This is a genomic window from Paenibacillus hamazuiensis, from assembly GCF_023276405.1.
GTDB classification, from domain to species: Bacteria; Bacillota; Bacilli; order Paenibacillales; family NBRC-103111; genus Paenibacillus_AF; species Paenibacillus_AF hamazuiensis.
In genome coordinates this window covers 7,016,151-7,042,134 of sequence record NZ_JALRMO010000001.1, presented here as the reverse complement: position 1 = coordinate 7,042,134, position 25,984 = coordinate 7,016,151, and the positions used below count along the sequence as shown (strand labels likewise).

Annotated in this window: 18 protein-coding genes; 4 read left to right on the top strand and 14 right to left on the bottom strand. The window is 55.1% G+C overall.

Annotation, left to right across the window (positions count from 1 at the left end; all coding sequences use genetic code 11):
• Positions 1-580: 580 nt before the first annotated feature.
• Together uvrA and uvrB are read right to left on the bottom strand one after the other, a co-directional pair.
• Positions 581-3,463 (bottom strand): excinuclease ABC subunit UvrA, encoded by a 2,883-nt coding sequence (uvrA, locus tag MYS68_RS30855; protein WP_248929469.1) that lies wholly within the window; start codon positions 3,461-3,463, stop codon positions 581-583.
• A gap of 67 nt (positions 3,464-3,530) precedes the next feature.
• A complete protein-coding gene (gene uvrB / locus MYS68_RS30850) occupies positions 3,531-5,528 on the bottom strand; it encodes an excinuclease ABC subunit UvrB (RefSeq protein ID WP_275983563.1) in 1,998 nt (665 codons plus the stop codon).
• A 221-nt stretch (positions 5,529-5,749) separates the two neighbouring features.
• Here uvrB and MYS68_RS30845 point away from each other — a divergent pair, with 221 nt between their 5' ends.
• Both MYS68_RS30845 and MYS68_RS30840 read left to right on the top strand, forming a co-directional pair.
• Positions 5,750-6,535, top strand: a complete 786-nt coding sequence (locus MYS68_RS30845) for a flagellar motor protein (RefSeq protein ID WP_248929468.1) — start codon at positions 5,750-5,752, stop codon at positions 6,533-6,535.
• The gene (locus MYS68_RS30840; RefSeq protein WP_248929467.1) at positions 6,519-7,292 is read left to right on the top strand and encodes a flagellar motor protein MotB; all 774 of its coding nucleotides are present in this window, start codon (positions 6,519-6,521) and stop codon (positions 7,290-7,292) included. Before MYS68_RS30845 ends, MYS68_RS30840 begins: the two co-directional genes overlap by 17 nt.
• A gap of 51 nt (positions 7,293-7,343) precedes the next feature.
• On the opposite strand, the gene MYS68_RS30835 is transcribed toward MYS68_RS30840, so the two are convergent.
• The 5 genes from MYS68_RS30835 to ftsE all read right to left on the bottom strand — a co-directional run bounded on the left by MYS68_RS30835 (position 7,344) and on the right by ftsE (position 13,394).
• Positions 7,344-8,630 (bottom strand): PDZ domain-containing protein, encoded by a 1,287-nt coding sequence (locus MYS68_RS30835; protein ID WP_248929466.1) that lies wholly within the window; start codon positions 8,628-8,630, stop codon positions 7,344-7,346.
• A gap of 112 nt (positions 8,631-8,742) precedes the next feature.
• Complete coding sequence (locus MYS68_RS30830; protein WP_248929465.1) at positions 8,743-10,188, bottom strand: S41 family peptidase; 1,446 nt, start codon at positions 10,186-10,188, stop codon at positions 8,743-8,745.
• 107 nt (positions 10,189-10,295) lie between these two features.
• The gene (locus MYS68_RS30825; RefSeq protein WP_248929464.1) at positions 10,296-11,486 is read right to left on the bottom strand and encodes a murein hydrolase activator EnvC family protein; all 1,191 of its coding nucleotides are present in this window, start codon (positions 11,484-11,486) and stop codon (positions 10,296-10,298) included.
• A 314-nt stretch (positions 11,487-11,800) separates the two neighbouring features.
• Complete coding sequence (ftsX, locus tag MYS68_RS30820) at positions 11,801-12,718, bottom strand: permease-like cell division protein FtsX (RefSeq protein WP_248929463.1); 918 nt, start codon at positions 12,716-12,718, stop codon at positions 11,801-11,803.
• Positions 12,708-13,394, bottom strand: coding sequence for a cell division ATP-binding protein FtsE (gene ftsE / locus MYS68_RS30815; protein WP_248929462.1), 687 nt, complete (start codon positions 13,392-13,394; stop codon positions 12,708-12,710). Before ftsE ends, ftsX begins: the two co-directional genes overlap by 11 nt.
• Before the next feature lie 258 nt (positions 13,395-13,652).
• Here ftsE and MYS68_RS30810 point away from each other — a divergent pair, with 258 nt between their 5' ends.
• Positions 13,653-15,098, top strand: a complete 1,446-nt coding sequence (locus MYS68_RS30810; protein WP_248929461.1) for a VanW family protein — start codon at positions 13,653-13,655, stop codon at positions 15,096-15,098.
• A gap of 728 nt (positions 15,099-15,826) precedes the next feature.
• Here MYS68_RS30810 and argH read toward each other — a convergent pair.
• From argH to argC, 7 genes are all read right to left on the bottom strand, one after another.
• Complete coding sequence (gene argH, locus MYS68_RS30805) at positions 15,827-17,242, bottom strand: argininosuccinate lyase (RefSeq protein ID WP_248929460.1); 1,416 nt, start codon at positions 17,240-17,242, stop codon at positions 15,827-15,829.
• Between the two features lie 235 nt (positions 17,243-17,477).
• Positions 17,478-18,716, bottom strand: a complete 1,239-nt coding sequence (locus MYS68_RS30800) for an argininosuccinate synthase (protein WP_248929459.1) — start codon at positions 18,714-18,716, stop codon at positions 17,478-17,480.
• A 36-nt stretch (positions 18,717-18,752) separates the two neighbouring features.
• A complete protein-coding gene (gene argF, locus MYS68_RS30795; protein WP_248929458.1) occupies positions 18,753-19,712 on the bottom strand; it encodes an ornithine carbamoyltransferase in 960 nt (319 codons plus the stop codon).
• 36 nt (positions 19,713-19,748) lie between these two features.
• On the bottom strand, positions 19,749-20,939 hold the full coding sequence (locus tag MYS68_RS30790) for an acetylornithine transaminase (protein ID WP_248929457.1): 1,191 nt from the start codon (positions 20,937-20,939) through the stop codon (positions 19,749-19,751).
• Between the two features lie 97 nt (positions 20,940-21,036).
• Positions 21,037-21,828, bottom strand: coding sequence for an acetylglutamate kinase (gene argB, locus MYS68_RS30785; RefSeq protein WP_248929456.1), 792 nt, complete (start codon positions 21,826-21,828; stop codon positions 21,037-21,039).
• A gap of 163 nt (positions 21,829-21,991) precedes the next feature.
• The gene (gene argJ, locus MYS68_RS30780; protein WP_248929455.1) at positions 21,992-23,212 is read right to left on the bottom strand and encodes a bifunctional glutamate N-acetyltransferase/amino-acid acetyltransferase ArgJ; all 1,221 of its coding nucleotides are present in this window, start codon (positions 23,210-23,212) and stop codon (positions 21,992-21,994) included.
• 37 nt (positions 23,213-23,249) lie between these two features.
• Positions 23,250-24,299, bottom strand: coding sequence for an N-acetyl-gamma-glutamyl-phosphate reductase (gene argC / locus MYS68_RS30775; RefSeq protein WP_248929454.1), 1,050 nt, complete (start codon positions 24,297-24,299; stop codon positions 23,250-23,252).
• A gap of 328 nt (positions 24,300-24,627) precedes the next feature.
• On the opposite strand from argC, the gene MYS68_RS30770 reads away from it, so the two are divergent.
• Positions 24,628-25,554 carry an IS110 family RNA-guided transposase gene (locus MYS68_RS30770; RefSeq protein ID WP_248925012.1) on the top strand — a complete coding sequence of 309 codons (927 nt, stop codon included), beginning with the start codon at positions 24,628-24,630 and terminating at the stop codon, positions 25,552-25,554.
• Positions 25,555-25,984: the final 430 nt, after the last annotated feature.

Sequence of the window (25,984 nt, the reverse complement as noted above, 5' to 3'; positions counted from 1 at the left end):
CCGCCTGCGATCGCATAAGCAAAATAAAAAATAAATATTGTGGAAATACTCACATCTTTTTGTTGAATAATGCCATATAATAAGTGGCGTTGTGATTTTGGCGCTGCAATCGACTACGTCATTTGAAATTGAATTATGGGAGAAATGGGCTTTGGAACAACAAGTTTTAGTGGATTGTAACACATGCGAATTTTTGGTGGAAGGTATTTGTAGAAATCATAACGGGGTTCATGGACATGGATGGAGACCTGCAAAAACGGATCGTCCCAAAATATGCTGGTCCATCTCTATGACTTATTTCATAGAGCTCGTTTCACAGCTTCCGGAGAACGAACGGAAATGGATGCGCGACAACGAAAATATTACGGTTAACGATCTTCTCCATAGAGTGGAGTCAGGATATTGGCGTCCCAGCGTACTTAAGAAAACTCGAATCAACAGCTACGATTCATTCTCTTGTGTATATCCGGATTTGCCTTCTTATATTTGACAGGCCATAACCTGACAAGCAAAGAGAGCTTGCCGCAACGGGCAAGCTCTCTTTTTGCATATATCAGGGCCATTTAAAATCGGCCTTCACTTACACTGCAGCGTTTTCGATCTGCTTGAGACGGGATTCGTAGTCTGCCGAGCGGGCTTTGTCGCGCTCCAAAATCGGCTTCAGGTAATGTCCGGTGTAAGAAGCCTCGACTTTGACCACCTCTTCCGGCGTTCCCGTTGCGACGATCGTACCACCTCGGCTGCCGCCTTCCGGTCCGAGATCGATGATATAGTCGGCCGTCTTGATCACATCGAGGTTGTGCTCGATAACAAGCACACTTTCGCCGTTTTCGACCAATCGATGCAGCACCTTCAGCAAACGGTCAATATCGTCGATATGCAGACCTGTTGTCGGCTCGTCGAGGATGTAGATCGTTTTGCCGGTGCTGCGGCGGTACAGCTCGGCCGCGAGCTTCACGCGCTGCGCTTCGCCGCCGGACAGCGTCGTTGCCGGCTGGCCCAGGTTCATGTAGCCCAAGCCTACATCAAGCAGAGTGCTGAGCTTGCGATGAATGCGCGGGACATTTTTGAAAAACTCGCATGCGTCCTCGATCGTCATCTCCAGCACTTCGGCAATGTTTTTGCCTTTGTAGCGGATTTCGAGCGTTTCGCGGTTGTAACGTTTGCCTTTGCACACCTCACAAGGTACGTATACATCGGGCAAAAAGTGCATTTCGATCTTGATGATACCGTCGCCGCGGCAGGCTTCGCAGCGTCCGCCCTTGACGTTGAAGCTGAAGCGGCCTTTTTTGTAGCCGCGTACCTTGGCTTCGTTCGTCGCTGAGAATAAGTCACGAATATCATCGAACACCCCGGTGTAGGTGGCCGGATTCGAACGCGGCGTGCGGCCTATCGGCGATTGGTCGATATCGATGACTTTATCGAGATGCTCCAGTCCGCGGAACTCCTTGCATTCGCCCGGTCGAACCTTTGCACCGTTTAATTCGCGGGCCAGCATCTTGTACAATATTTCGTTGATCAGCGTACTTTTGCCGGAACCGGAAACGCCGGTCACACAGGTGAATACGCCGAGCGGAATCTTTACATTGACGCCTCGCAGATTGTTTTCTTTCGCCCCTTTGATCTCCAGCCACTTGCCGTTCGGCTTGCGGCGTTCCGGAGCGATCGGAATAAACCGGCGGCCGCTCAAATATTGCCCGGTGAGCGAGTTCGGATCCTCCATAATTTCCGCGGGCGTGCCTTGAGCGATCACCCGACCGCCGTGAATGCCGGCTCCCGGCCCGATATCGATAATATAATCGGCCGCCATCATCGTATCCTCGTCATGCTCGACGACAATCAGCGTATTGCCGAGATCCCGCATATGCTCAAGCGTCTGGATCAGGCGGGTATTGTCCCGCTGATGAAGGCCGATGCTCGGTTCGTCCAGAATGTACAATACACCCATGAGGCTGGAGCCGATCTGCGTCGCCAAACGGATGCGCTGGGCTTCTCCCCCGGAAAGCGTTCCTGCGGAACGATGCAACGTCAAATAGTCCAGTCCGACATTGACGAGGAACCCGAGTCGGGCGTTAATCTCTTTCAAAATGAGATGCGCAATCGTCATCTCGCGCTCCGTCAGCTTCATCTGATTGAACCATCCTTGTGCTTCTCCGATCGAAAGCGACGTGATGTCAGCGATGTTCCTTTCATTGACGGTGACCGCAAGCACTTCCGGCTTGAGCCGCTTCCCTTTACACTTGCCGCAAGGCTTCGCGCTCATATACGATTCGATATGCTCGCGAATGCCATCCGAGAACGTATCGCGGTAACGGCGCTCCAGGTTGTGGATGATGCCCTCGAACGGAACGAGCGCTTCCTTCGATTGCCCGAAGTCGTTTTCGTAGCGGAAGCGCACCTTTTCGCCCCCGGTACCGTACAGCAGCTTTTTCATATGCTCTTCCGGAAGCTCGCTCACCGGTACGTTGCGCGGAATGCCGTAATGCTCGCAAACCGCCGCCAAAAACTGCGGGTAATAGTTGGACGTGCTGCCTGCCCAAGCTTCAAAAGCGCCTTCCTCAATCGTCAGCTTCGGATTCGGAACGAGCAGATCCGGGTCGACGATCATTTTCGCGCCGAGACCGTCGCACTCCGGACACGCCCCAAACGGGCTGTTGAACGAAAACATGCGCGGCGCCAGCTCCTCCATGCTGAATCCGCATTCCGGACAAGCGAGGTTTTGGCTGAACAGCAGCTCTTCCTTCTCCATGACATCGACGATAACTCGGCCATTGCCGAGTTTCAGAGCCGTCTCCAGCGAATCGGCGACCCTCGTTTGCACGTCGTCCTTGATTACGATCCGGTCGACGACAACCTCAATGGAATTCTTTTTGTTTTTCTCGAGCTCGATTTTCTCGGAGAGATCCATTACTTCGCCGTTAACCCGCACGCGGACAAATCCCTGCTTGCGGATGTCGTCCAGAAGCTTCGTATGTTCCCCTTTGCGTCCGGAAACGATCGGAGCGAGAATTTGCAGCCTCGTGCGCTCCGGATATTCCATAACCCGGTCGACCATCTGCTCGACGGTTTGCGACGTAATTTCGATCTTGTGCTCCGGACAATGCGGACGGCCGATCCGTGCGAACAACAGACGCAAATAGTCGTAAATTTCGGTCACGGTGCCGACCGTCGAACGCGGATTGCGGCTCGTCGTCTTCTGATCGATGGAAATGGCCGGAGACAATCCTTCGATCGAATCCACATCCGGCTTGTCCATTTGCCCCAAAAACTGACGGGCATAAGCGGACAGCGACTCCACGTAACGGCGCTGCCCTTCCGCATAAATCGTATCGAACGCCAGCGACGATTTTCCCGAGCCGCTGAGCCCTGTCAGCACGACAAATTTATCGCGGGGGATCGTAACGTCGATATTTTTCAAATTGTGCGCTCTTGCGCCTTTTATGACGATTTGGTCGCGTGCCATCGGTTCCACCCTTCGTCCCTTCGGTCTGGGAATTTCTTTTCAACGATAATCCGGCTGCTGCCTCGCCTTACAGCTCCGCTTTCATTTCCAAAATGGCGTCGCGCAGCTCGGCGGCCCGCTCGAACTGCAGGTTCTTCGCCGCTTCTTTCATCTCCTGCTCCAAACGTTCGATCAGAGACAGGCGATCCTTCTTCGACATCTTTGCTTGCTTGACTTCCGTCAAATAATCCGCCTTTTGCTCGGCCACCTTGGTCGCTTCGATCACGTCGCGAACTTTCTTTTGAATCGTTTGCGGGGTGATGCCGTGCTTCTCGTTGTAAGCAAGCTGAATCGTGCGGCGGCGGTTCGTTTCCTTGATCGCCTTGTCCATCGACTCGGTAACCTTGTCGCCATACATGATAACGCGGCCGTTCGCATTCCGGGCGGCGCGGCCGATCGTCTGGATCAGCGAACGCTCGGCCCGCAGGAAGCCCTCTTTATCCGCGTCAAGTATCGCCACCAGTGACACTTCCGGCAGATCGAGACCTTCACGAAGCAGGTTGATGCCGACCAGTACATGGAAAGTGCCGAGCCGAAGCTCGCGAAGAATTTGCATCCGCTCCAGCGTCTTGACGTCCGAGTGCATGTACCGTACTTTGATGCCAACATCTTTCAAATAGTCGGTCAAATCTTCGGCCATCTTCTTGGTGAGCGTCGTGACGAGCACACGTTCGTCCTTCTTGATGCGGTCGTGAATTTCCCCGATCAGATCGTCGATCTGACCTTTGGTAGGCCTTACTTCTATTACAGGATCGACCAAACCGGTCGGTCTTATAATCTGTTCGATCATTTTCGGGCAATGCTCCAGCTCGTAAGGTCCCGGCGTCGCCGAAATATATACCACCTGCTTCACCTTCTGCTCGAATTCATCGAACTTGAGCGGCCGGTTGTCAAGCGCCGACGGCAGCCGAAAACCGTGCTCCACGAGCACTTCTTTCCGGGCGCGGTCCCCGTTGTACATCGCGCGAATCTGCGGCAGCGTCGCATGGGATTCGTCGATCATGAGCAGCATGTCGTCCGGAAAATAGTCGAACAGCGTATAAGGCGTTGCGCCTCTCTCCCGGAAGGTGAGGGGCCCCGAATAGTTCTCGATGCCGGAGCAAAAGCCCATCTCCTGCATCATCTCTATGTCATAACGTGTCCGCTGCTCCAGCCGCTGTGCCTCCAAAAGCTTGCCTGCGCCGCGCAGCTCCTCGAGCCGCTCTTCAAGCTCACGCTCGATGTTGACGAGCGCCCGCTTCATCGTCTCTTCCTGCGTGACGAAGTGAGAAGCCGGGAAGATGGCCACATGATCGCGCTCGCCCAGTATCTCGCCCGTCAGCACGTCGATTTCGGTGATCCGCTCGATCTCGTCGCCGAACAATTCGACGCGAATCGCCTGTTCCCCACGCGAAGCCGGGAAAATCTCAACGACATCCCCGCGAACGCGAAACGTGCCGCGAACGAAGTTCAGATCGTTGCGCTGGTACTGGATATCGATCAAACGGTGCAAAATTTCGTTGCGCGGCTTTTCCATGCCTTTGCGCAGCGACAGCACGAGGCTGCGGTATTCCATCGGCGAACCTAAGCCATAAATACAGGATACGCTTGCCACAATGATGACGTCCCGCCGTTCGAAGAGCGAACTTGTCGCGGAATGCCGCAGCTTGTCGATCTCTTCGTTGATGCTGGAATCTTTCTCAATGTAAGTATCCGAAGACGGTATATACGCCTCCGGCTGGTAGTAGTCGTAATAGCTGACAAAATACGAAACGGCGTTGTTCGGGAAAAACTCCTGAAACTCGCTGCACAATTGTGCGGCGAGCGTCTTGTTGTGCGCGATGATGAGCGTCGGTCGGTTCAGCCTGGCGATGACTTGCGCCGCCGTAAACGTTTTGCCCGTTCCCGTCGCTCCGAGCAGCGTCTGGTGTCTGTTGCCTGCCTCAATGCTGCGCACCAGCTCGTCGATCGCTCTGGGCTGATCGCCCTGGGGTTCGAACTCCGAAACGAGCTCGAACTTCCTGTTCATTTGAACGACTTCATTCATGTAATCACCTTCGAAAAGTGGATTTTCCTCTAAACTTTTGCAATCCGGTGTCCGATATATATAGAGTCATCTGTCTCTCAGGATTCGACTTGGTTCGACGCGAGGGATAAGAATATTTGTTCCCATATATTATACCTTTTTTGGAGCAGCGTTGCAAACATATAAAGTTTCCTGCACCTGCGGCAAGCTGACCTTTTAAAGACGATCTAGGGGTGGTTCTAATGGATTTGACAACAATTATCGGCATCTTATTCGGCTTAGGCGCACTGGTCGGCGGCTATGTGTGGGACGGCGGCCACGTTAGCGCACTCATCGTGCCAAGCGCCGCCTTGATCGTTCTCGGCGGTACGATCGGAGCGGTTGCCGTCAGCTTCCCGCTCGCCCGCTTGAAGGAAATCGGCAAAGCGCTCAGCATGGGCTTTAAAGAAACGAAGCGCGATCCGGCCATCATCATCGAGGAACTGGTCGACATGGCCACCATCGCCCGCCGGGAAGGCGTTCTTGCCTTGGAACAGCGCGCGCAGGAGCATTCAAACGCCTTTTTGAAGGACGGCCTAATGATGGTCGTGGACGGAACGGATCCGGAGCTGACGCGGCAAATTCTCGAGCTCGAAATGGACGCTCTTGAGCATAAGCATGAAGGCTACGCCAAAATATTCGAAGCCGCGGGCGGCTATGCACCGACGATGGGGATCATCGGTACAGTTATGGGTCTGATTCACGTGCTCGGCAATCTGTCCGACCCGTCCAGCCTCGGTCCCGCGATTGCGGTCGCTTTTACCGCTACATTATACGGCGTATCCACGGCTAACGTGATCTATCTGCCGCTGGCCAACAAAATCAAAATCCGCAGCAAGGAGCAAATTTCCGAAATGGAACTGATGCTCGAAGGAATTCTCGCTCTGCAGGCCGGAGAAAATCCGCAGCTGATCAAGAAAAAGCTCGCTTCGTTCCTGCACGACAAGCATAAAGAAGGCGAGGTTGCTGACAGTGGCGCGGAAGAATAAAAAGCACGGAGCTCATGAAAATCACGAACGCTGGCTGATTACATACGCGGATCTGATCACGCTGCTTCTCATCTTTTTCGTCATCATGTACGCCATGAGTAAAATCGACGTCGATAAATATTCCGTTCTCGCGCAGGCGCTCAATATGACGTTTCAAAAGGCGGACTCCCCGCTTCCGCAAGGCGAAGGCGTACTCGGCCGGGTGAATGTGGCGAAGTCCAAAGAAGAAGGCAACAAGCCGAAGAGCGACCAGGCCGAGAAGGAAAAACGCGAAAAGGAAGAGCAGCTGCAAAATCTTTTGCAAAAGGTACAAGAATACATACAACAGGAAAATTTGTCCAGCCAGGTTTCGGCAACGAACACCCCCCGCGGCGTGGCGGTTACGCTCAACGATTTGTTCCTGTTCGACCTGGGAAGGGCCGATCTGAAGCAGGCGTCCTACCCGATTCTGAACAAGCTGGCGTCTCTGTTCCCTACGCTGAACACGACGATCAGCATCGAAGGCCACACCGACAATTTGCCTTTATCGACAGGTTCCGTTTATAAAGATAACTGGGGTTTGTCCAACGAACGGTCTTTATCCGTACTCCGCTATTTTATTTATAACGCCGGCCTGGATCCGAAAAAGTTTATCTCCACCGGATACGCCGACACCCGTCCTGTTGCCGACAACAATACCGCCGAAGGCCGTTCCAAAAACCGCCGCGTGGAAATCGTCGTGCTCCGGGAAGACGGCAAAAGCACTCCATCCAATTGAGAAAACCTTGTCCTCCGCGGCATGCCGCCGGAAGACAAGGTTTTTCTTTGCCTACGCGCTGTGGCTCGGCGGCTGTTTGCTGATGAGCCCGACCAGCTTGCGGCGTACATATGCGATGATACCAGGGGGCCTTTCCTCGGCAAAATAAAGCGCGTCCTGGTCCGGCGCCAACACGATGCCGAGCTGGTGATGCTCTCCGGCATAAAGCGGCTTTTGCAAAAATTTGCTCTGGCCGTCCAGATTAAGAACCTCGAGCTTGCAAAACGCCGAATTTTGCCGCATGGCGAAATGCAAATCCTGCTTGCTGAGTACCGGGAATCCGTTCACTTTATGGATGATTTCGCCGGTTTTCAGTCCGAGCTGCTCCGCGGCGGAATCCGGCAATACCGCGAGAATCATCAAACCTTTGCGGTTATGCACGAAATAAGGGCTGCGGTCCGCCTCATCCATCCGGCTCAGCGCAAGCATCGCCTCATGCAGCCCGATGCAGAGCAGCGAAGCGGCGATCGTCAGCACGCTCATCCATTCCGCCGCCAGTGCGCCAAGAAAGACGAGCAGCGCGTAGGCTATGAGCAGGGTCGAGCTCCATCGCACTTTATCCTGCGGCAGCCGGGTGACGGTCCGCTCGGCAAACCCCAGCATGAATGGGAACCCGGCGACGGCCCAGCCGTACTGCCAAAGCTCTCCTCCGAGCAGCGGCTGCCAGGGAAGCTCCATCCCGCCGCCCTGCAGCGGAACGACCAAAAACAACGGAACCGGCCAAAATCCTTGCAGTTGGTACCCTCCGACAATTTTCCCCCGCTTGCTCTCATAAAACATCGGACTTCCCGATCTTGCCCCCTGCAAACGAACAAGCAGCGCCTCCAGCAGGTGCAGCACCGCGACCAAAGCAAGCAGCGGCGGCATATCCACACTCAGCAGAACGTTAACGAGCCATTTCAAAGGCTCGACGGTTTGCAGCTGCGGCACCCAGATCAGCACCGTTTGCAATATACCGATTACGCCTACGGCATAAGCGAGGCACAAATACCGCACCCTGACGAATACGAGCAGCAGCGAAATAACCCAAAGCAGCAGGAGCGCCTCCGGCTGCAGCGTTGCACCGACAAAGGCGAGCACGACCGAAGCGCACAATCCTCCGACCAATCCCCAAAGCACGGCGCGCCACGTCTCCGGAACGATGGAGTGCAGCTTGACGGAAAACAGCTTCCGTTCGAACATGATTTGCCTGCGGTATTGCAGGATCACAAATAAAATGCCTACGTAATAAAAAGGATGCGTAATGAGCTGCACGACGGCGGAAAGCAGTTTCTTCCCTATTTCAACGGCCACATCCATCCAAATGACTCCTTAAAATAAAAGAATAAGAAGGCGAGACCTTGCAGCCTGCCTTCTTATTCTCATTCGACGCCGCTTTGCCGGAATCCTGCTCCGGACGCCAATTTCCAGTTTATTTCACTGCCGTCTGCATGTATTGGACGGCCGCCTTCAGCTGAAGGTCGTTTTTCGGATCGCGGATTAAAGCAAGGATCCCCTTCTCTACCTTGTTCGCCGTATCCGTATCGACTTCGCCTGTCATCGGCAGCCCGTTTACACGCTGGAACGCTTTGACCGCCGTGGCCGTTTGTTCACTGAAATAGCCGTCCGTCCGGCCCGGATCAAAGCCGAGACCCGTCAGCATCAGCTGCAGGTTTTTCACATCGTCTCCGGTCGTATCCGGCTTCAGCGTCGCTTTTTTGCTGAGCGGAAGCACCTTGTAGTAAGCCGGCTGCTCAACCGGAATGTCCGGCTCGATGCCTTTTTTATGAATCCATGTGCCGTTGGGAGTGAGCCATTTGTAGACGGTCATCTTGATATTGCTTCCGTCGCCCATCTCCTTCTCGAACGTCACCTGGACGGTACCCTTACCGAACGACGTTTCCCCGATCAGCTTGCTGCCGGCCGAGTCATGCAGCGCCCCCGCCAAAATTTCCGACGCGCTGGCGCTCCCCTTGTTGATGAGCACGGACACCGGATAATTTTTCGTGCCGCCGTTCGAAGGGGTTTGCTCCCGCTCGCCCTTCCGGTTCTCGATCTGGACGATCGGCTTGCCTTTCGGCACGAACGGCTCGACGATCTCCACCACGGACGACAAAAGTCCGCCCGGATCGTTGCGCACGTCGATGATCAGACCTTTCATGCCCTTATCCTCGAGAGCCTTTAACTGCTCCTTGAACCGCTGCGCGGTATTGCTCGAGAACTGGCGGATTTCGATTTTGCCGATGTTATTGTCCAGCATTTCGCTGAATACCGTCTCCACATCGATGTCGTCGCGCACGACGATGAACTGGATTGGCTCCGTCGACCCCGCGCGAATCACTTCCAGCTTCGCTTGCGTGCCTTTCGGGCCGCGGATTTTCATGACCGCCTGATTGAGCGTCAAGCCGTCCAGCTTCTCTCCGTTGATGGAAACGATGATATCGTTGGCATGAAGCCCCGCCTTGTCGGCCGGCGAGCCTTTGATCGGCGAAACGATGGTCACCTTACCGTCTTCCAACGATACCTCCGCCCCGATGCCCTGGAACGAAGACGTGATGCTTTCGTCAAATTGCTTCGCTTCCTTTTGATCCATATAGACCGTAAACGGATCGTCCAGCGTAGCAAGCATTCCGTTAATCGCGCCGTTGATCACCTTATCATGATCGACCTCGCTCAAATATTTGCTTTCGATGAGCTGAAACGTGGTCGACAGCTTGCCGATGTCTTTGGAGGTGAGCCCTCCCGATCTGACCGCCGCCGACACTTGGCCTCCTTTTTCCGCAAGAAAGGAAGGCTGCACCAGCGTCAGCGTCATGATGCTGCTGGCAAACATCGCCAGTAAAATAAATGCCAATACCGTGCGACCTTTAAATGTCATTCAAGTTCCACCGCCTTTTGCTTAGCCCGTCAAGCTATCGTCCTTTTAGTATATGACAAGCTGTACCCATTTATTAACTGGAATACGGCCCGCTTCTCGAAAAAAGCTTATCGCAAATAAGGCTTAGGGTCAACCGGCTCCTCATTGATGCGCACCTCGAAGTGCAGATGATACCCGGTCGAACGGCCCGTGGAGCCGACTTCGGCGATTTTTTGCCCCCGTTTGACGGTCTCGCCTTTCTCGACAACGATGCCGTCATTGCGGATATGGCCGTATAGCGTCCAGACGCCTTTGCCGTGGTCGATGATGACGGTATTGCCGTAACCGCTCCACCAACCGGCCATAATGACGACGCCGCCTTCCGCCGCCAAAATGTCCGTACCCTGCGGAGCGCCTAAATCGATGCCGGTATGTCCGGCTTGTTTGCCCGTAAACGGATCCTTTCGAACTCCGAAGTCCGAGGTCATCGGTGCCTGTTTGACGAGCGGATAGCCGAATTTTCCGCCGCTGTATGTAAAATTGACCGTTTTCTTTTTTGATTTCACCTGTTCGGCAAGCAGCTGCGATTCCTTCTTGGCGAACTGCATGAGGAGACGTTCCTGCTCCTCGGAAATATCTTCGAGGTCCTTTTCCTTTTTGGAAAGGCTCGCGATCTTAACCTCTTTTTCCTTTTCCTTCGCAGCCAGATCGCTTCTGACCGCCTCGGCGTCGCTGTACAGCTGCTTGACTTCAGCGAGCTGAAGCTCGACCGCCTTCTTTTTCTCGGCGATCAGGTCGCGGTCCCGCTGGTTTGCTTCGAGTATTTCCTTATCCTGACTTACGATCGTCTTCAACGCGTTCAGACGATCGAGAAAATCGGTGAAGCTGGTCGAGCTGAGCAGTACGTCGGCGTACGAGACGACGCCGTTCATGTACATCAGGCGAAGCCGGGACTTCAGCATCTGATCGCGCGCGGCTACCCGGCCCTCGGCATCCTCGAGGTTTTTCGCGCTTTCTTTCAGCTCGGCCGTCGTGTCCTCTACTTTTTTATTCAACTCGGCCAGCTTTTGATTCGTCTCGTCGAGCTGATCCATAATCGTATCGATATCTTTGGCAGCTTGCTGCTTTTCCTGCTGCACTTTATTGATTTGGCTTTGCGCTTCGTTCGCTTTTTGCTGAGCGGCCGCCTTCTGCTTCTTGAGCTGGGCCAGTTCCTGATCGATTCGCGCCGATTCCGACAAGGCAAGCCCGAGCTGCGGCGCTATCAGCGTTCCTACTAATGCTGCCGTAACCGCCCAGGGCAGTATGGACTTTTTCACGGTAATAATACCTCCCCCTAAAGGTTCGTCCCCCCTAAATCCCCCAAAGGGGGACCCCAGGCGCTCGGGCGCCCCGGACCCGCCCGATTGGAGCGGCAGCTCGCTTCTAGTCCGCGTTTGTCAGGAATGGACTTTTACCTTCGGGTAAAAATCCCATGCCTGACACGCTTTACTTTTGGTGCGATGCCTCGGGAGCTATAATGTGACTCAACCTCGCGCCGGTCGTCACACATTTTGCTTGTGCAAAACGATGTGTCTCCGCGCTCCACTGTCTGCTAATGTGAAACTTGAAAACCTTCAACCACTGTTGCCTATCACACCCGCAAATACTTGCGTACCGACAGCAGACTGCCCCAGATGCCGATCATGATGCCGATGCCAAGCAGTAGTCCCGTCAGCACGTATCCGATTTCCTCAAACGGCTTCAGCTTGATGAGCAGCAAGCTGAGCTCGAGCTCGGTTGCGTTCATCAGCTCCCAGTAGCCGTAAAGCAGCGCGCCGGCGGGAATGATCGAGCCGATCGTGCCAAGCAGCGCTCCTTCGATGAAAAAAGGCCAGCGAATGAACTGGTTGGTCGCGCCGACCAGCTTCATGATGGCGATTTCACGGCGGCGGTTTAAAATCGTCAGCTTGATCGTATTCGCGATCAAAAACATCGCCGTCAACGCAAGTCCCGCGACCAGCACCAGGCCGATATTGCGGACGATGCCGGTTATTTTGAACATCGTTTCGACCGTGCCTTGTCCGTAGCTGACTTTATAGATCGGCTTCGGGTTTTTGCCGTTGTTCAGTTCGGTGATTTTTCCGGCTACGGCAGCCACTTCCCGCGGTTCGGTCACCTCGATCGTAAACGAATCGTTAAGCGGGTTGTTTTCACCTTCGAAGCCGTCCAACAGCGCCTTGCCGCTTTCGCCAAGCTTTTCCCGCAGGAACTTTAAGCCTTCTTCTTTGGAGACGAAGGTGACCTTGGCCACATTGGGTATCGCGGTAATATCGCTTTGCAGCGATGCGATCTGCTCTTTCGGCGTGTTGACTTCCAAATAAACGCGGATCTCGACCTGGCTTTCGATTTGCTGCGCCAAGTAGTTCACATTCAGCGTCAAAAGCAAAAACACGCCGAGGATGAACAAGGATATCGAGATCGAGCTGATCGAGGCAAACGACATCCAGCCGTTGCGAACGACGTTTTTGCAGCCTTCGCGGACGTGTCGGGCGGCGGTGCTAATCCTCATAACCGTAGTCACCCCGGATCTCGTCGCGAACGATCTTTCCCTGCTCGATGGCGAGTACCCGCTTGCGCATCGTGTTCACGATTTCTTTGTTGTGCGTTGCCATGATGATCGTCGTTCCGCGGAAGTTGATCTCCTCGAGCAGCTTCATGATGCCCCACGAAGTTTCGGGGTCGAGGTTGCCTGTAGGCTCGTCCGCGATAATAACGGACGGGTTGTTCACAATTGCCCGGGCAATAGCGACCCGCTGCTGCTCGCCTCCGGACAGCTGCGTCGGCAGCGAATTTGCCTTGTCCTTCAGCTTGACAAGCTCCAGCACCTCGGCCGTGCGCTTCTTGATGATTTTCTTCGGAGCCTCGATCACTTCCATCGCAAAAGCGACGTTTTCATATACCGTCAGCTTCGGCAGCAAGCGAAAATCCTGAAAAATAACCCCGATATTTCGGCGCACGTAGGGGATTTTGCGCTGCTTGAGCTTTTCCAGGTTGAACCCGCTCACGAAAATGCTTCCTTTTGTCGGGCGCTCTTCCCTATATATCAATTTCATAAATGTCGATTTTCCGGCACCGGAAGGGCCAACCACATATAAAAATTCGCTCGGATCGACTTTCACGCTGATTCCTCTGAGCGCATGAGTCCCGTCGGAATATGTCTTCCATACGTCCTGCATCTCAATCACAGTATCACATCCTGTATTTAGGCCATTATTTCGCTGTCGTCGCAACCGAAAAAATTGTTTAGTCAGCCTATATAAGTTCGACACTCATCCGCAAAATCCTTTAAATCCGACGGGTTTTCCAAATCTTTTCACAATTTCGCCGGCCCGTGTAGAAATCGGTCTTATTTTTACAGACAACTATTGTCCGGTGCCCGCATATATTTAGCTCGTACCGTTTGTTGGGACATCCATCCGCATGAAAAAAGGAGCCTGAGTACGATGCTGGGTCTGCGCAAACCTGAAACGGCAGCGATCCTGATTCTTTTGGTCGTTGTGTTTTCCGCGGCTGTGGCGCTGATCGTTTACGGGGGAAGCAAGTCGATGCCGGCAGGGGTCACGATATCCGGCTGGTCCGTTAGCGGGATGAACATCGAGTGGGTGGAAAAAAAGCTGGATGAGCATGCGGAGGCGCTGCGCAGGCAGCGAGTCGTTTTGCAAATGGAACGGGCAGATCCGAATGAGGCAGCTTGGCTTATGGAACAGCTCGGACTGACGACGGGCACGGATCAGGTGCTCTCCGCCCTACGCCCGCTCAAGGAAGGATCGTTATGGTCCCGCGCGAAGTATCGCTGGCAGATGCAGGGGCGCGAGCTTATCTTTGCTATCTCTATAGACGAATCAGCGCTGAAGCAAACGCTGCTTCGCGTCTGGGCCAAGGTGTACGATGCGAAACCTGCGAACGCCCAGCGGATTGTCGAGGGGGACGACACCATCCGCTACGTCCCTGAGCAAAATGTCGAACGCATCGATGAAAGCAAGCTGGCCGCGCTTCTTAAAGATCAGCTGCCTCCTCCGGGCCAGGCGCCTCCGTCCGCTTCGATTGCCGTTAAAGTGCCGGTGATCGCGGTATCCCCCGAAGTCACGCTGCAGAAGCTGAAGGCGGAGAAAATCGAACGCAAGCTGGCCGAGTTTACGACCGTGTATCCGCTTCTGAACAACAGCGAAGGCCGCATTCATAACGTGCGCTCCACCGCCGCCTCGATTCACGATGTTGTCTTGCAACCGGACGAAATATTCGACTACGGCAAGTTCATTCAGCTGACCGAAGCCAAATACGGGTATAAGGATGCTCCGGTCATTCTGAACGGAAAGCTTGTACCAGGCATCGGCGGCGGCATTTGCCAAGTTTCGTCAACGCTGTACAACGCGGTGCTGCGCAGCGGCCTCAAAATCGTGGAGAGGCGCAACCATTCGCTTCCAGTCAGTTACGTGCCGCTTGGGCAGGACGCTACCTTTGCGAGCGGCTACATCAATTTCAAGTTCCGGAACACAACTGGCGCCCATCTGCTTATCCGCACTTCGACGACCGATTCTCAGGTGACCGTCAAGCTGTTCGGCAGTGCACCGGAGAACATCACCTACGACGTCGAGTCGAAAACGATCGAAACCCTTGAGCCGCCGGTTAAATACGTGCACAACCCGCAGCTGCCGCGCGGCAAGACCGAGCTGCTCAGCAAAGGCAAGCCGGGCTATAAAGTCGAGACTTACCGGATTAAAAAGGTGGACGGCCGCATCGTCGGCCGCGAGCTTGTGTCCAAAGACACGTATTCGGCTCAACCGACACTGGTGGCTGCCAATCGAGGAGGACAACCGGAGGATATCCGGCAGGGCGAGGAGACGCGGCCATTCGTGGAGGATGGAGTGAAGGGGCCGATATTCCGCTGAGGCGTAGGCCCCTTAAATCGCTGGAGCCCCCCTAAGTCCCCCCCACCGGAGGGACCCAGGCTTCCGAAGCTGGCTTCGCTCCGCAAAGCTCTCAAGTCGCCCGGGCAATGTTGTCAGGTTAACGCTTTCGATGGATCTGGGTCCGAATCTGATAGGTCTTGCTTCTAAAACAAGCAGCTTATAGCTTCTGAAAATAGCGGAACGCATGTTCTCTATTCTCGAAAAAATTGCTGCATCGGAAAAATAAAGGAACTGAGATGCGCTAAATCGATGGAAAACGGCATTTATATCGGACGAACAGGCAAATAGAACACCTGAGTTCCGCTAATTTCCAAAAATACCTGAAATGGACCGATATAGCGCACCACAGTTCTGTTATGGTCGCACTTAACTTGCGCAGCATTGGGCGCTCGGGCGTCCCGGGCCCGCCCGTAATGCAGGACTGCTCGCTTCTAGTTCGCGTTTGTCGGGACACGGCTTTTTCCTTCGGGTAAAAAGCCAGTCCCCGACACGCTGTACTTTTGGAGCGACGCCTATGGAGCGACCGAGTGCCTCTTGCCCGCGTTTGGCGGCATGGGTTTGCTCACGCAAAATCTCATGCCGCCACGCGTTGCTGTACCCGTTGGAGGGCGGATACTTCTTGGAGAAATGCCGATATGCACAAAATCCCCCAAGCGCCTTGCCAGCGAGGCAATGCGGCTTGAGGGATTTTTTTATTAATCTGCTGATTAACGGCTTTTTTGGTAATACTGCTCAAACCACGCTTCATTCTGCTCCAGCTGCTTCTCGGCGCGGCCGATCGCGGCCTCCACTTGATTCGCAGCGGTGCCGCCGTAAACGTTGCGCGCGTTGACGACGCGTTCCGGCTGGAGCACATCGTAGATGTCGGCTTCGAACATCTTCGAGAACTGGTGGAACTCGTCCAGAGTGAGATCGAGCAGGAACTTCTTTTGCTGGATGCAGTACAGCACCGTTTTACCGATCACCTCGTGCGCCTGGCGGAACGGAAGTCCTTTGTTCACCAGGTAGTCGGCGATATCGGTCGCGTTGGAGAAATCCTGGTTGACCGCCTGGCGCATCCGGTCCTTGTTCACCTTCATCGTGCTGACCATCGGCGCAAACAGCTGCAGCGCTCCCTGCAGCGTGCGAACGGTGTCGAACATGCCTTCCTTATCCTCCTGCATGTCCTTGTTGTACGCCAGCGGCAGCGATTTAAGCACGGTCAAGAGGCCGAACAGGTTGCCGTACACCCGGCCTGTTTTGCCGCGCACGAGCTCGGCCACGTCCGGATTTTTCTTTTGCGGCATAATGCTGGAGCCGGTGCAGAACGCATCGTCCAGCTCGACAAAGTGAAACTCCGTGCTCGACCACAGCACCATTTCTTCGCAAAAACGCGACAGGTGCATCATGATCATCGACGCGTTCGACAAAAATTCGAGGATGAAATCGCGGTCGCTCACCGCGTCCAGCGAGTTTTCATATACGCCGTCAAAGCCGAGCTGCTGGGCTACAAAATGACGGTCGATCGGGAACGTCGTCCCGGCTAAAGCGCCCGCTCCGAGCGGCAGCACATTGATCCGCTTGTAGCTGTCGATGAGACGTTCCGCGTCGCGCTGGAACATCGAAACGTACGCCATCAGGTGATGGGCGAAAAGAACCGGCTGCGCCCGCTGCAAATGCGTATAACCCGGCAAAATCGTATCGAGGTTGTTTTTCGCTTGTCCGATCAAAGCTTCCTGCAGCTTGTTCAGCAGCCCGACGAACTCCACCACCCGCTTGCGCAGGTACAAGTGCATGTCCGTCGCCACCTGGTCATTGCGGCTGCGGCCCGTATGCAGCTTGCCGCCGACCGGTCCGATCTCGTCGATCAGCGCTTTCTCGATGTTCATGTGGATGTCTTCATCGCCGATGGTAAACTCCATCTCTCCGCGGCGGATCATCCCCTGCACCTTATGTAAGCCGTCTTTGATTTTCTCTACATCGTCCGCCGGCAGTATTCCGCACTTGCCCAGCATCGTCACATGCGCCAGACTGCCCTGAATGTCCTCTTCGGCGAGCTCCTTATCGAACATGATCGATGCGGTATATTCCTCCACCAACTGGTCCGTCTTTTTCGTAAAACGTCCACCCCAAAGCTTTGACACCGAAAATTGCCCCTTTCTCTTTAAAAGCACACTACCACTAACTATACCATAATGCTGCATAAAAGGGCAGGCTTTCCCATCGGTTGGGAAAGCCTGCTTGTGAAGGCAAGAACGGTATCCGCCGCCTTAATTCGCTGATGGTCCGGCTACGCGCGTGCCACGCGCCGGAGAAGCTCATTGTCGGAATGCAGCTTCAAAATCGCCGATTCCCGCTTGCCGCTATCCTGCATACGTATTACTTGCCTGCGTTCTGCTGCACGCCGGAAGCGACCTTGAGACGCAGCGCATTCAGGCGGATGAAGCCCGTTGCGTCGTTTTGATTGTACGCCTGCGTCGGATCGGCTTCCATCGTCGCGATGTTCGGGTTGTACAGGCTGACCGGGCTTTTGACGCCGGCGCCGATCACGTTGCCTTTGTACAGCTTCAGACGCACGACGCCGGTTACGTTTTTCTGGCTCTCCGTTACCAGAGCTTGCAGCGCAAGGCGTTCCGGCGCGAACCAGAAGCCGTTGTACACGAGCGACGCGTATTTCGAGATGAGCGAGTCGCGCAGGTGCATGACGTCGCGGTCCATCGTCAGCGACTCCATTTTGCGATGGGCGGTAAATAAAATCGTGCCGCCCGGTGTCTCGTACACGCCGCGGCTCTTCATGCCGACGAAGCGGTTCTCGACCATATCGACGCGGCCGATGCCGTGTTTGCCGCCGATTTCGTTCAGCTTTTCCATCACGGTCAGCGGGTCCATCCGGTCGCCGTTAATGCCGACGCAGTTGCCTTGTTCGAACTCGAGCTCGACGTATTCCGCTTGATCCGGCGCATCCTCGGGAGCAACGCTCAGCACGAACATATCCTTGTTCTCATCCGCGCTCGGATCGAACCACGGATCCTCCAAAATGCCGCTTTCGAAGCTGATGTGCAGCAGGTTGCGGTCCGTCGAATACGGCTTCGCCGCGGAGGCTTGGATCTTGATGCCTTGCTTCTCGGCGTAAGCGATCATTTCGGCGCGGCCCGGGAACTGCTCGCGGAACTCATCCAGACGCCAAGGGGCGATCACTTCCAGCTCCGGAGCGAGCGCCGCCGCCGTCAGCTCGAAGCGCACTTGGTCGTTGCCTTTGCCGGTAGCGCCGTGGGCGATGGCAAAAGCGCCTTCCGCGCGGGCGATCTCGACCATCCGTTTGGCGATCAGCGGGCGGGCGATCGACGTGCCGAGCAGATATTGCCCTTCATAAAGCGCCCCCGCCTGGAACATCGGGAAAATGAAGTCTTTCGCGAATTCCTCGCGCAGGTCGTCGATGTATACTTTCGAAGCGCCGGTTTTGAGCGCTTTTTCCTCAAGCCCGTCGAGCTCGTCTTTTTGTCCGATATCTGCGGTAAACGTAATGATCTCCGCGTCGTATTTTTCCTTCAGCCAGGCCAAAATGACCGACGTGTCCAAGCCGCCGGAGTAGGCCAGTACGATTTTTTGCTTAGCCATGTGCTCTCTCCTCTTCCCTCGTTAAATCGTTTCAAATTACATGATCGCCGCCATGACCGCTTTTTGCGCATGCAGACGGTTTTCCGCCTGGTCGAAAATGATCGAATTCGGTCCGTCGATGACACCCTCGCTCACTTCTTCGCCGCGGTGCGCCGGCAAGCAGTGCATGAACAAGTAATCCTGCTTCGCGTATTTGACGAGCTGCTCGTTTACCTGGTAGTTCTTGAACGCGATTTCCCGTTCCTTCTGCTCCTCTTCAAAGCCCATGCTCGCCCATACGTCCGTATAGACGACGTCGGCTTCGGCGATCGCTTCCTTCGGGTCGCGCAGCAGCTGGATCGTTGCTCCCGTCTGGCCGGCGACATCCCGGGAAATTTGCAGCACTTCCGGATCCGGATCGTAACCTTCCGGCGTCGCCGCCGTGAAGTGAAGCCCGAGCTTCGCCGCGCCCATCATCAAAGAGTGAAGCATATTGTTGCCGTCGCCGATAAAAGCGAACTTTAACCCGCGCAGCCGGCCTTTTTTCTCGAAAATCGTCTGATAATCCGCCAGTGCCTGGCAAGGGTGAGATAGATCCGTCAGCCCGTTGATGACCGGGATCGTCGCTCCCCGAGCGAGCTCGACAATCGTTTTATGCGCGAATGTGCGGATCATGATGCCGTCGAGATACCGCGACATCGTTTGCGCCGTATCCCAAATCGTCTCGCCCCGGCCGATTTGCAAATCGTTGCGGCTTAAGAACAGCGCATGCCCCCCGAGCTGATACATGCCCACTTCAAAGGAAACGCGCGTCCGTGTGGACGATTTTTCGAAAATCATGCCGAGCGTCTTTCCCTTGAGCGGCTGGTACACCTCGCCCGCTTTTTGCTTCCGTTTCAGCTCGATGGCCAAATCGATCAAATATTGAATCTCTTCCGGTGTATAGTCCACCAAGCCGAGAAAATCGCGCCCTTTCAATTCCAACGCCATATCCTGTTGTTCTGCGGTACCTGCCAATACGTCCCTCCCCTTTCTTCCGTGCAAAAATAAGAGCTAAACGGCCGCTGTCGCCTTTTTCGCGAGCACGCCGCAAATCACTTCGATCCCGCGGTCGACGTCCGCCTTGTCGATGACAAGGCTAGGCGCGAGGCGGATGTTGTTCGGTCCGGCCGGCACGACGAGCACGCGCTGCGCGTGAATCTCGGCGATCAGCTCCGCCGCCGGCTGGTGGCACTCGATCGCGATCAGCATGCCGAGCCCGCGCACTTCCTTCACCAGCGGGTTGCCGGCGAGCTTCGCGGTAAGCGTGCTGACGATGTACTGCCCCATCTCGGCGGCGCGCTCCACGACGTTTTCGCGGAGGATCGTCTCGAGTGTGGCGAGCCCTGCCGTCGACGCCAGCGGCGTTCCGCCGAACGTGGAGCCGTGGCTGCCTGCCGAGAACGCCTCGGCCAGCTTTTCCTTGCCGAGCATCGCTCCGATCGGGAAGCCGCTGCCCAGCCCTTTGGCCAATGTAAAAATATCCGGCTCGATGCCGTAATGCTCGTACGCGAACAGCTTGCCCGTGCGGCCCATACCGGTTTGAATCTCGTCGACGATGAGCAGCAGTCCGTGCCGGTCGCACAGCTCGACGAGCCGGTTTACGAAATCGCGGTTCACCGGATTGACGCCGCCTTCGCCCTGCACCATCTCGATCATGATCGCGCACGTTTTGTCGCCGATCAGCTTTTCCACGGCTTCCGCATCGTTGTATGGAGCGTAAACGAACCCTTCCGGGAGCGGATAAAATCCTTCCTTTACCTTGTCCTGACCGGTCGCGGTCAACGTAGCCAGCGTCCGCCCGTGGAACGACATGTGAAATGTAATAATTTCGTAGCGCTGCGGTTGGTTCAGCACCTTCGCATAATACCGGCGCGCCAGCTTGATCGCCGCTTCGTTCGCCTCGGCCCCGCTGTTGCAGAAAAACACCCGGTCCGCACAGCTGTTGTCCGTCAGCAGCTTGGCGAGCTTTTCCTGCTGCGGAATGTGGAACAGGTTGCTCGTGTGCCACAGCGTATCGAGCTGTTCCTTGAGCCGGTCAGCCACCTGCTTAGGCGCATGCCCGAGGTTCGTCACCGCAAGCCCGCACATCAAATCCAAATATTCGTTGCCGTCCTCGTCCCACAGCTTGCTGCCTTCCCCTTTCACAAACGCTTGCGGGTATCTGCCGTAGGTCGGGAACAATGAGCTTTTTCCGTCTCCCATCTGATTCACTCCTTAACGATAAAATCAAACACCTCTGCCACTCACGGAAACTTACTTTCCGCCAAAGCGATCAGATCAGCCTGCAGCGAACGGGCGTCTATCTGACAATCCGGGTGCCGACCGTTCCTTCCTTCAGCACCTTGCTGAGCACTCCGGGCTCCGCTCCGTTGACGATGACGACTTCCCGCACCTTGCCCTGGATGCACTGAATCGCTGCGCGCACCTTCGGGATCATGCCTCCGTAAATTTCGCCGGAAGCGATCATCTCTTCTATCTCCTGTACCGTCACGGACGGCAAAACGACCTTTTCCCCGTCCACCGTCTTCATGATGCCCGGCACGTCGGTCACGACGATCATCCGTTCGACGCCAAGATGAGACGCTACCGCGCCGGCCGCCGTATCCGCGTTGATGTTATATCGCTGACCGCCGTCGGCGCCGAGGCCTACCGGTGCAATGACCGGCATGTAGCCCATCTTGACGATACCTTCGATCAGCTTCGCATTGACGTGGGTCACGTCGCCGACAAGGCCGACTTCGTGGGCATTGGCGACCGGCTGCGCCTGGATCAGATGTCCGTCGACACCGGACAGCCCCAGCGCTTTTGCGCCGGACAGCTGGATTTTGCGGACGATCTCCTTGTTGATCTGGCCCGACAGCACCATCTCGACGACGTCGAGCACCGCTTCGTTCGTTTTGCGCAGGCCGTTTACAAACTCCGTCTCAATGCCGAGCTTCTCAAGCGTCGACGAAATCGCCGGACCTCCTCCGTGCACGATGACCGGGATGAGACCCTCGTCCTGCAGCCTTTTCATATCGTCAAAAAACGCATCGGGCAGCGCCGCCAGCGTGCTGCCGCCGCATTTCATCACAAAACAGTTTCCATTCATCCGTTCGTTTCCCCTTTGGCTGACCCGGAGCTAAGCTATTTCCCGCAGCAGGTACCTCTCCGTTCCTTTCCCTGTCCCGGGTGAGGATCGTACCCGGCTGCCGCCAGCCCGGATTTTTATATCTATCTGAATCGATCGCGGCTTATTCCGATTGTTATGTCCGTTACGTCCGGTATGCCGCATTAATGCGGACATAGTCGTAAGTCAGGTCGCAGCCCCAGCCGGTCGCTTTGCCCGAACCCATGTTCAAATTCACATGAATGTGGACGAAGTCGCCCTTCAAGTATTCTGCGGCCTTTTCTTCGTCGAACTTCACCGGTCGCGACTGCTCCAGCGTCACGATATCTCCGAGCCGGATATCCACCGTCTCGGTGTTCACAGGCTGTCCGGCACGGCCAACCGCCGCGATGATGCGGCCCCAGTTGGCATCGGCGCCGAAGCAGGCTGATTTTACGAGGCTTGAGCCGATAACCGTCTTGGCGATCGCCTTGGCCGCATCGTCGGACACGGCGCCGACCACGGTCACCTCAATCAGCTTCGTCGCGCCTTCGCCGTCGCGGGCGATCGCTTTCGCCAAGTACTCCGCGACATATTGGAACGCAGACTCGTAAGCCGCCCAGTCCGGATGAGCCGACGTCAGCGGGTCGTTCCCGGCAAAACCGCTCGCCATCGCCACAACCATATCGTTCGTGCTTGTGTCGCCGTCCACGGTGATCATGTTGAACGTGGAATCGGTCACGCCGCTCAGCAGCTTTTGCAGGTTCGCGCTGTCGATGTTCGCGTCCGTCGTAATAAACCCGAGCATCGTCGCCATATTCGGATGAATCATGCCCGAGCCTTTGGCCGCTCCCGCGATATGTACCGTTTTGCCGCCTACGGTCAGGCTCACGCACGTTTCTTTCTTCACGAGGTCTGTCGTCAAAATCGCCTGGCTGAAGTCGTCCCCGCCGGCTTCACTTACATGCTCCGGCAGCCGCTCGATGCCGGCCGTCACCTTGCCCATCGGCAGCAGCTCGCCGATCACCCCGGTCGACGTCACGCCGACGTGGTGCTCCGCGACGCCGAACGCCTTGGCACAGGCGGCGCGCATCGCCCGGGCGTCGTCTTCGCCCTGCTTGCCCGTGCACGCGTTGGCGTTGCCGCTGTTGACGAGCATCGCCTGCAGCTTGCCGCTTGCGGCGATGCTTTCCTGCGTCACGCGCAGCGGCGCCGCTTGAAATGCGTTGAGCGTGTAAACGCCGGCCGCCGCTGCCGGCACCTCGCAAACGATGACGCCGAGGTCATGGCGCTCCGTTTTTTTCAGTCCGCAGTGCAGTCCGCCTGCCTTAAACCCTTTCGGCGTCGTGACCGAACCGCCTTCCACTACCGTAAACTGCTTGCTCACCTTGTTTGTCTCCCTCCCATGGTTTTGCGCCGACCGATTATGGATATACCGGGGTCAACTTCAGCCCTTCCGTTTCGTCCCAGCCCATCATTAAATTCAAGTTTTGCACGGCCTGCCCGGCCGCGCCCTTCATCAAGTTGTCGATTACGGAGATGATCGTCAGCCGTCCCGTCCGCTCATCGAGCGAGAAGCCGATATCGCAGTAGTTCGAGCCCCATACTTCCTTCGTCGCCGGGTACTTGCCCTTCGGCCGAATCCGCACGAACGGACGCCCTTCGTAATACTGGCGGTACAATTCGATCACTTCATCTTCGGAGTGCCGCTCCTTCATGTTCACGTAGATCGTGCTGAGAATGCCCCGCGTCATCGGAACCAAATGCGTCGTGAACGTCATCACGATATCTTCGCCCGCGATGCGGCTCAGCGTTTGTTCGATCTCCGGCGTATGCTGGTGTTTGTTCACTTTGTACGCCAGGAAGTTTTCGTTGATCTCCGAATAATGCACAAGCAGGCTGAGTCCGCGTCCCGCGCCGGAAACGCCGGATTTGGCATCCACGATGATCGATTTCGGATCGATCCAGCCCGCTTTGACGATCGGCACGAGACCGAGCGACGTAGCTGTCGGATAGCAGCCCGGGTTCGATACGAAATCCGCGCCGCGCACCTCGTCGCCGAATACTTCGGACAAGCCGTAAACCGCCTTTTCCACATAGGAAGCGGCCGCCGGCTTATGTTTGTACCATTTTTCATGGACCTCCGCATTTTTCAAACGGAAATCTCCCGAAATATCTATCACTTTCAGTCCGGCATCGACCAGCTTCGGAGCGAGCTCCGTGCTGACGCCATGCGGCGTGGCGAGAAAGACGACATCCGCCTTTTGCCGCATCAGCTCCACGTCGACGCCATCCAAATGATCCAGCAAAATTTGATTCAAATGCGGATACCCGTCCGCAATCGGAGTTCCTGCGCTGGATGACGATACCACCGATGTGATCGTCACCTTCGGATGCGTCAAAAGCAGCCGAATCAGCTCCACTCCGCCATATCCCGTCGATCCGACGATCGCCGCGCGCAACTGTTGAGACATACCGTTCCCCTCCCGAATCATACGAAAAACTATGTATTATTATACAGTCGTTGGAATAATAATTCAATGACTTTTTCCCCCTAAACAAGATGACAGAGCGTCACAATAAGATATGAAAATGTTCGAGCGGTTCACGGTTTAAACTCTGTTTAAACCGTGAATTCTTTTTACTACACAGTGCAGGTAAGTCGCCGGGATTTTGAGTGTACGACCTCGCCCCCTAAACTGACTTACCACACCCTGAGAACAAATCTTTGTCGCCACGAGCACACCCATCAAATTTCGGTCTGGGAGGGTGTTGGTAGCCTGTGTAGAAAGGATGATCTATTTGGATGCGATTCGTACTTGCTGCGCCGGCCTCGATGTTCATCAGGCCAACGTTGTTGTTTGCTTGTTAAAAGGCCCTCTTCATCAAAAGCCGACGAAAGTGATTCGGGAGTTTTCTACGGTACTCTCCGGCCTGCTCGAACTAGCCGACTGGCTCACTGAAGAAGGATGCACAGAGATCGCCATGGAAAGCACCGGCATCTTCTGGCAACCTGTTTACAATGTACTTGAAGCTTCTTGCACCATCACTCTGGCCAACGCTGCCCATATTAAAGCCATCAAAGGCCGTAAAACCGATATGAAAGATGCCCAATGGATCGCAGAACTTCATCGGTGCGATTTAATCCGCGGCAGCTTTGTGCCTCCTGTGGAAATCCGCGAATTGCGAGATTTGACGAGATACCGCAAAAAACTCGTTGGGCACGCTACCGCCGAAAGAAACCGCATCTTGAAGGTTCTCGAGATGGCTAACATTAAGCTCTCCACCTTTATGAGCGATGTTTTTGGCGTTTCCGGCCGTCTCATGCTTCAAGCTCTTGTGAATGGCGAAGTTATTGAACCCGCGCAAATCGCCGATCTTGCCAAAGCCTCTCTGCGCTCCAAGATTCCGCAACTCGTTTCTGCTCTCAATGGTCGCGTCACCAAACACCATCGTTCCATGATCGCTAGATCGCTCAAACATCTCGAATTTCTCGAACAATCCATCGCTGAGTTAGAGGCCGACATGGAAGTATACTTCGCACCGTATCAGCGGCAATTAGAGCTATTGGATAGTATTCCTGGTGTTGGCGAGCATACCGCCAAGATCATCTTGGCTGAACTGGGAACGGATATGTCTGTATTTCCCACGGAGATGCACCTATCTTCTTGGGCAGGGCTTAGTCCGGGCAATAATGAGAGTGCCGGTAAAAAAAAAGTACTACCATAACCAAAGGCGATAAAATTCTTAAGTCTGCTCTCACAGAAGCAGCCTGGGCCGCCAGCAACACGAAATCCTACTTAGGTGCAAAGTTCTGGTCCATTACAAGTCGGCGCGGGAAAAACAAGGCTGTCATTGCGATCGCCCATAAGATTCTAGTCATTGCGTACCACATCCTATTGAAGAACGAACCGTACAAAGAACTTGGTGCGGACTATTTAGAGAAACGACGAAGCATTTCCAAGGAAGAGCTAATGATTCGTAGGCTACAAAAATTAGGTTACTCGATACAAAAAGTAGACGAACTTCCCTCAACCAGTTAGGCTCTTTTAAAAAATATTCATTATGGGGACCGGGCATCCTATTGCCTTTTTTCGGCTTTTGACCTCATTTCAATCCATTTTCTCTTCGAAGTGACCTCGAGCTAAACGTTATTTTC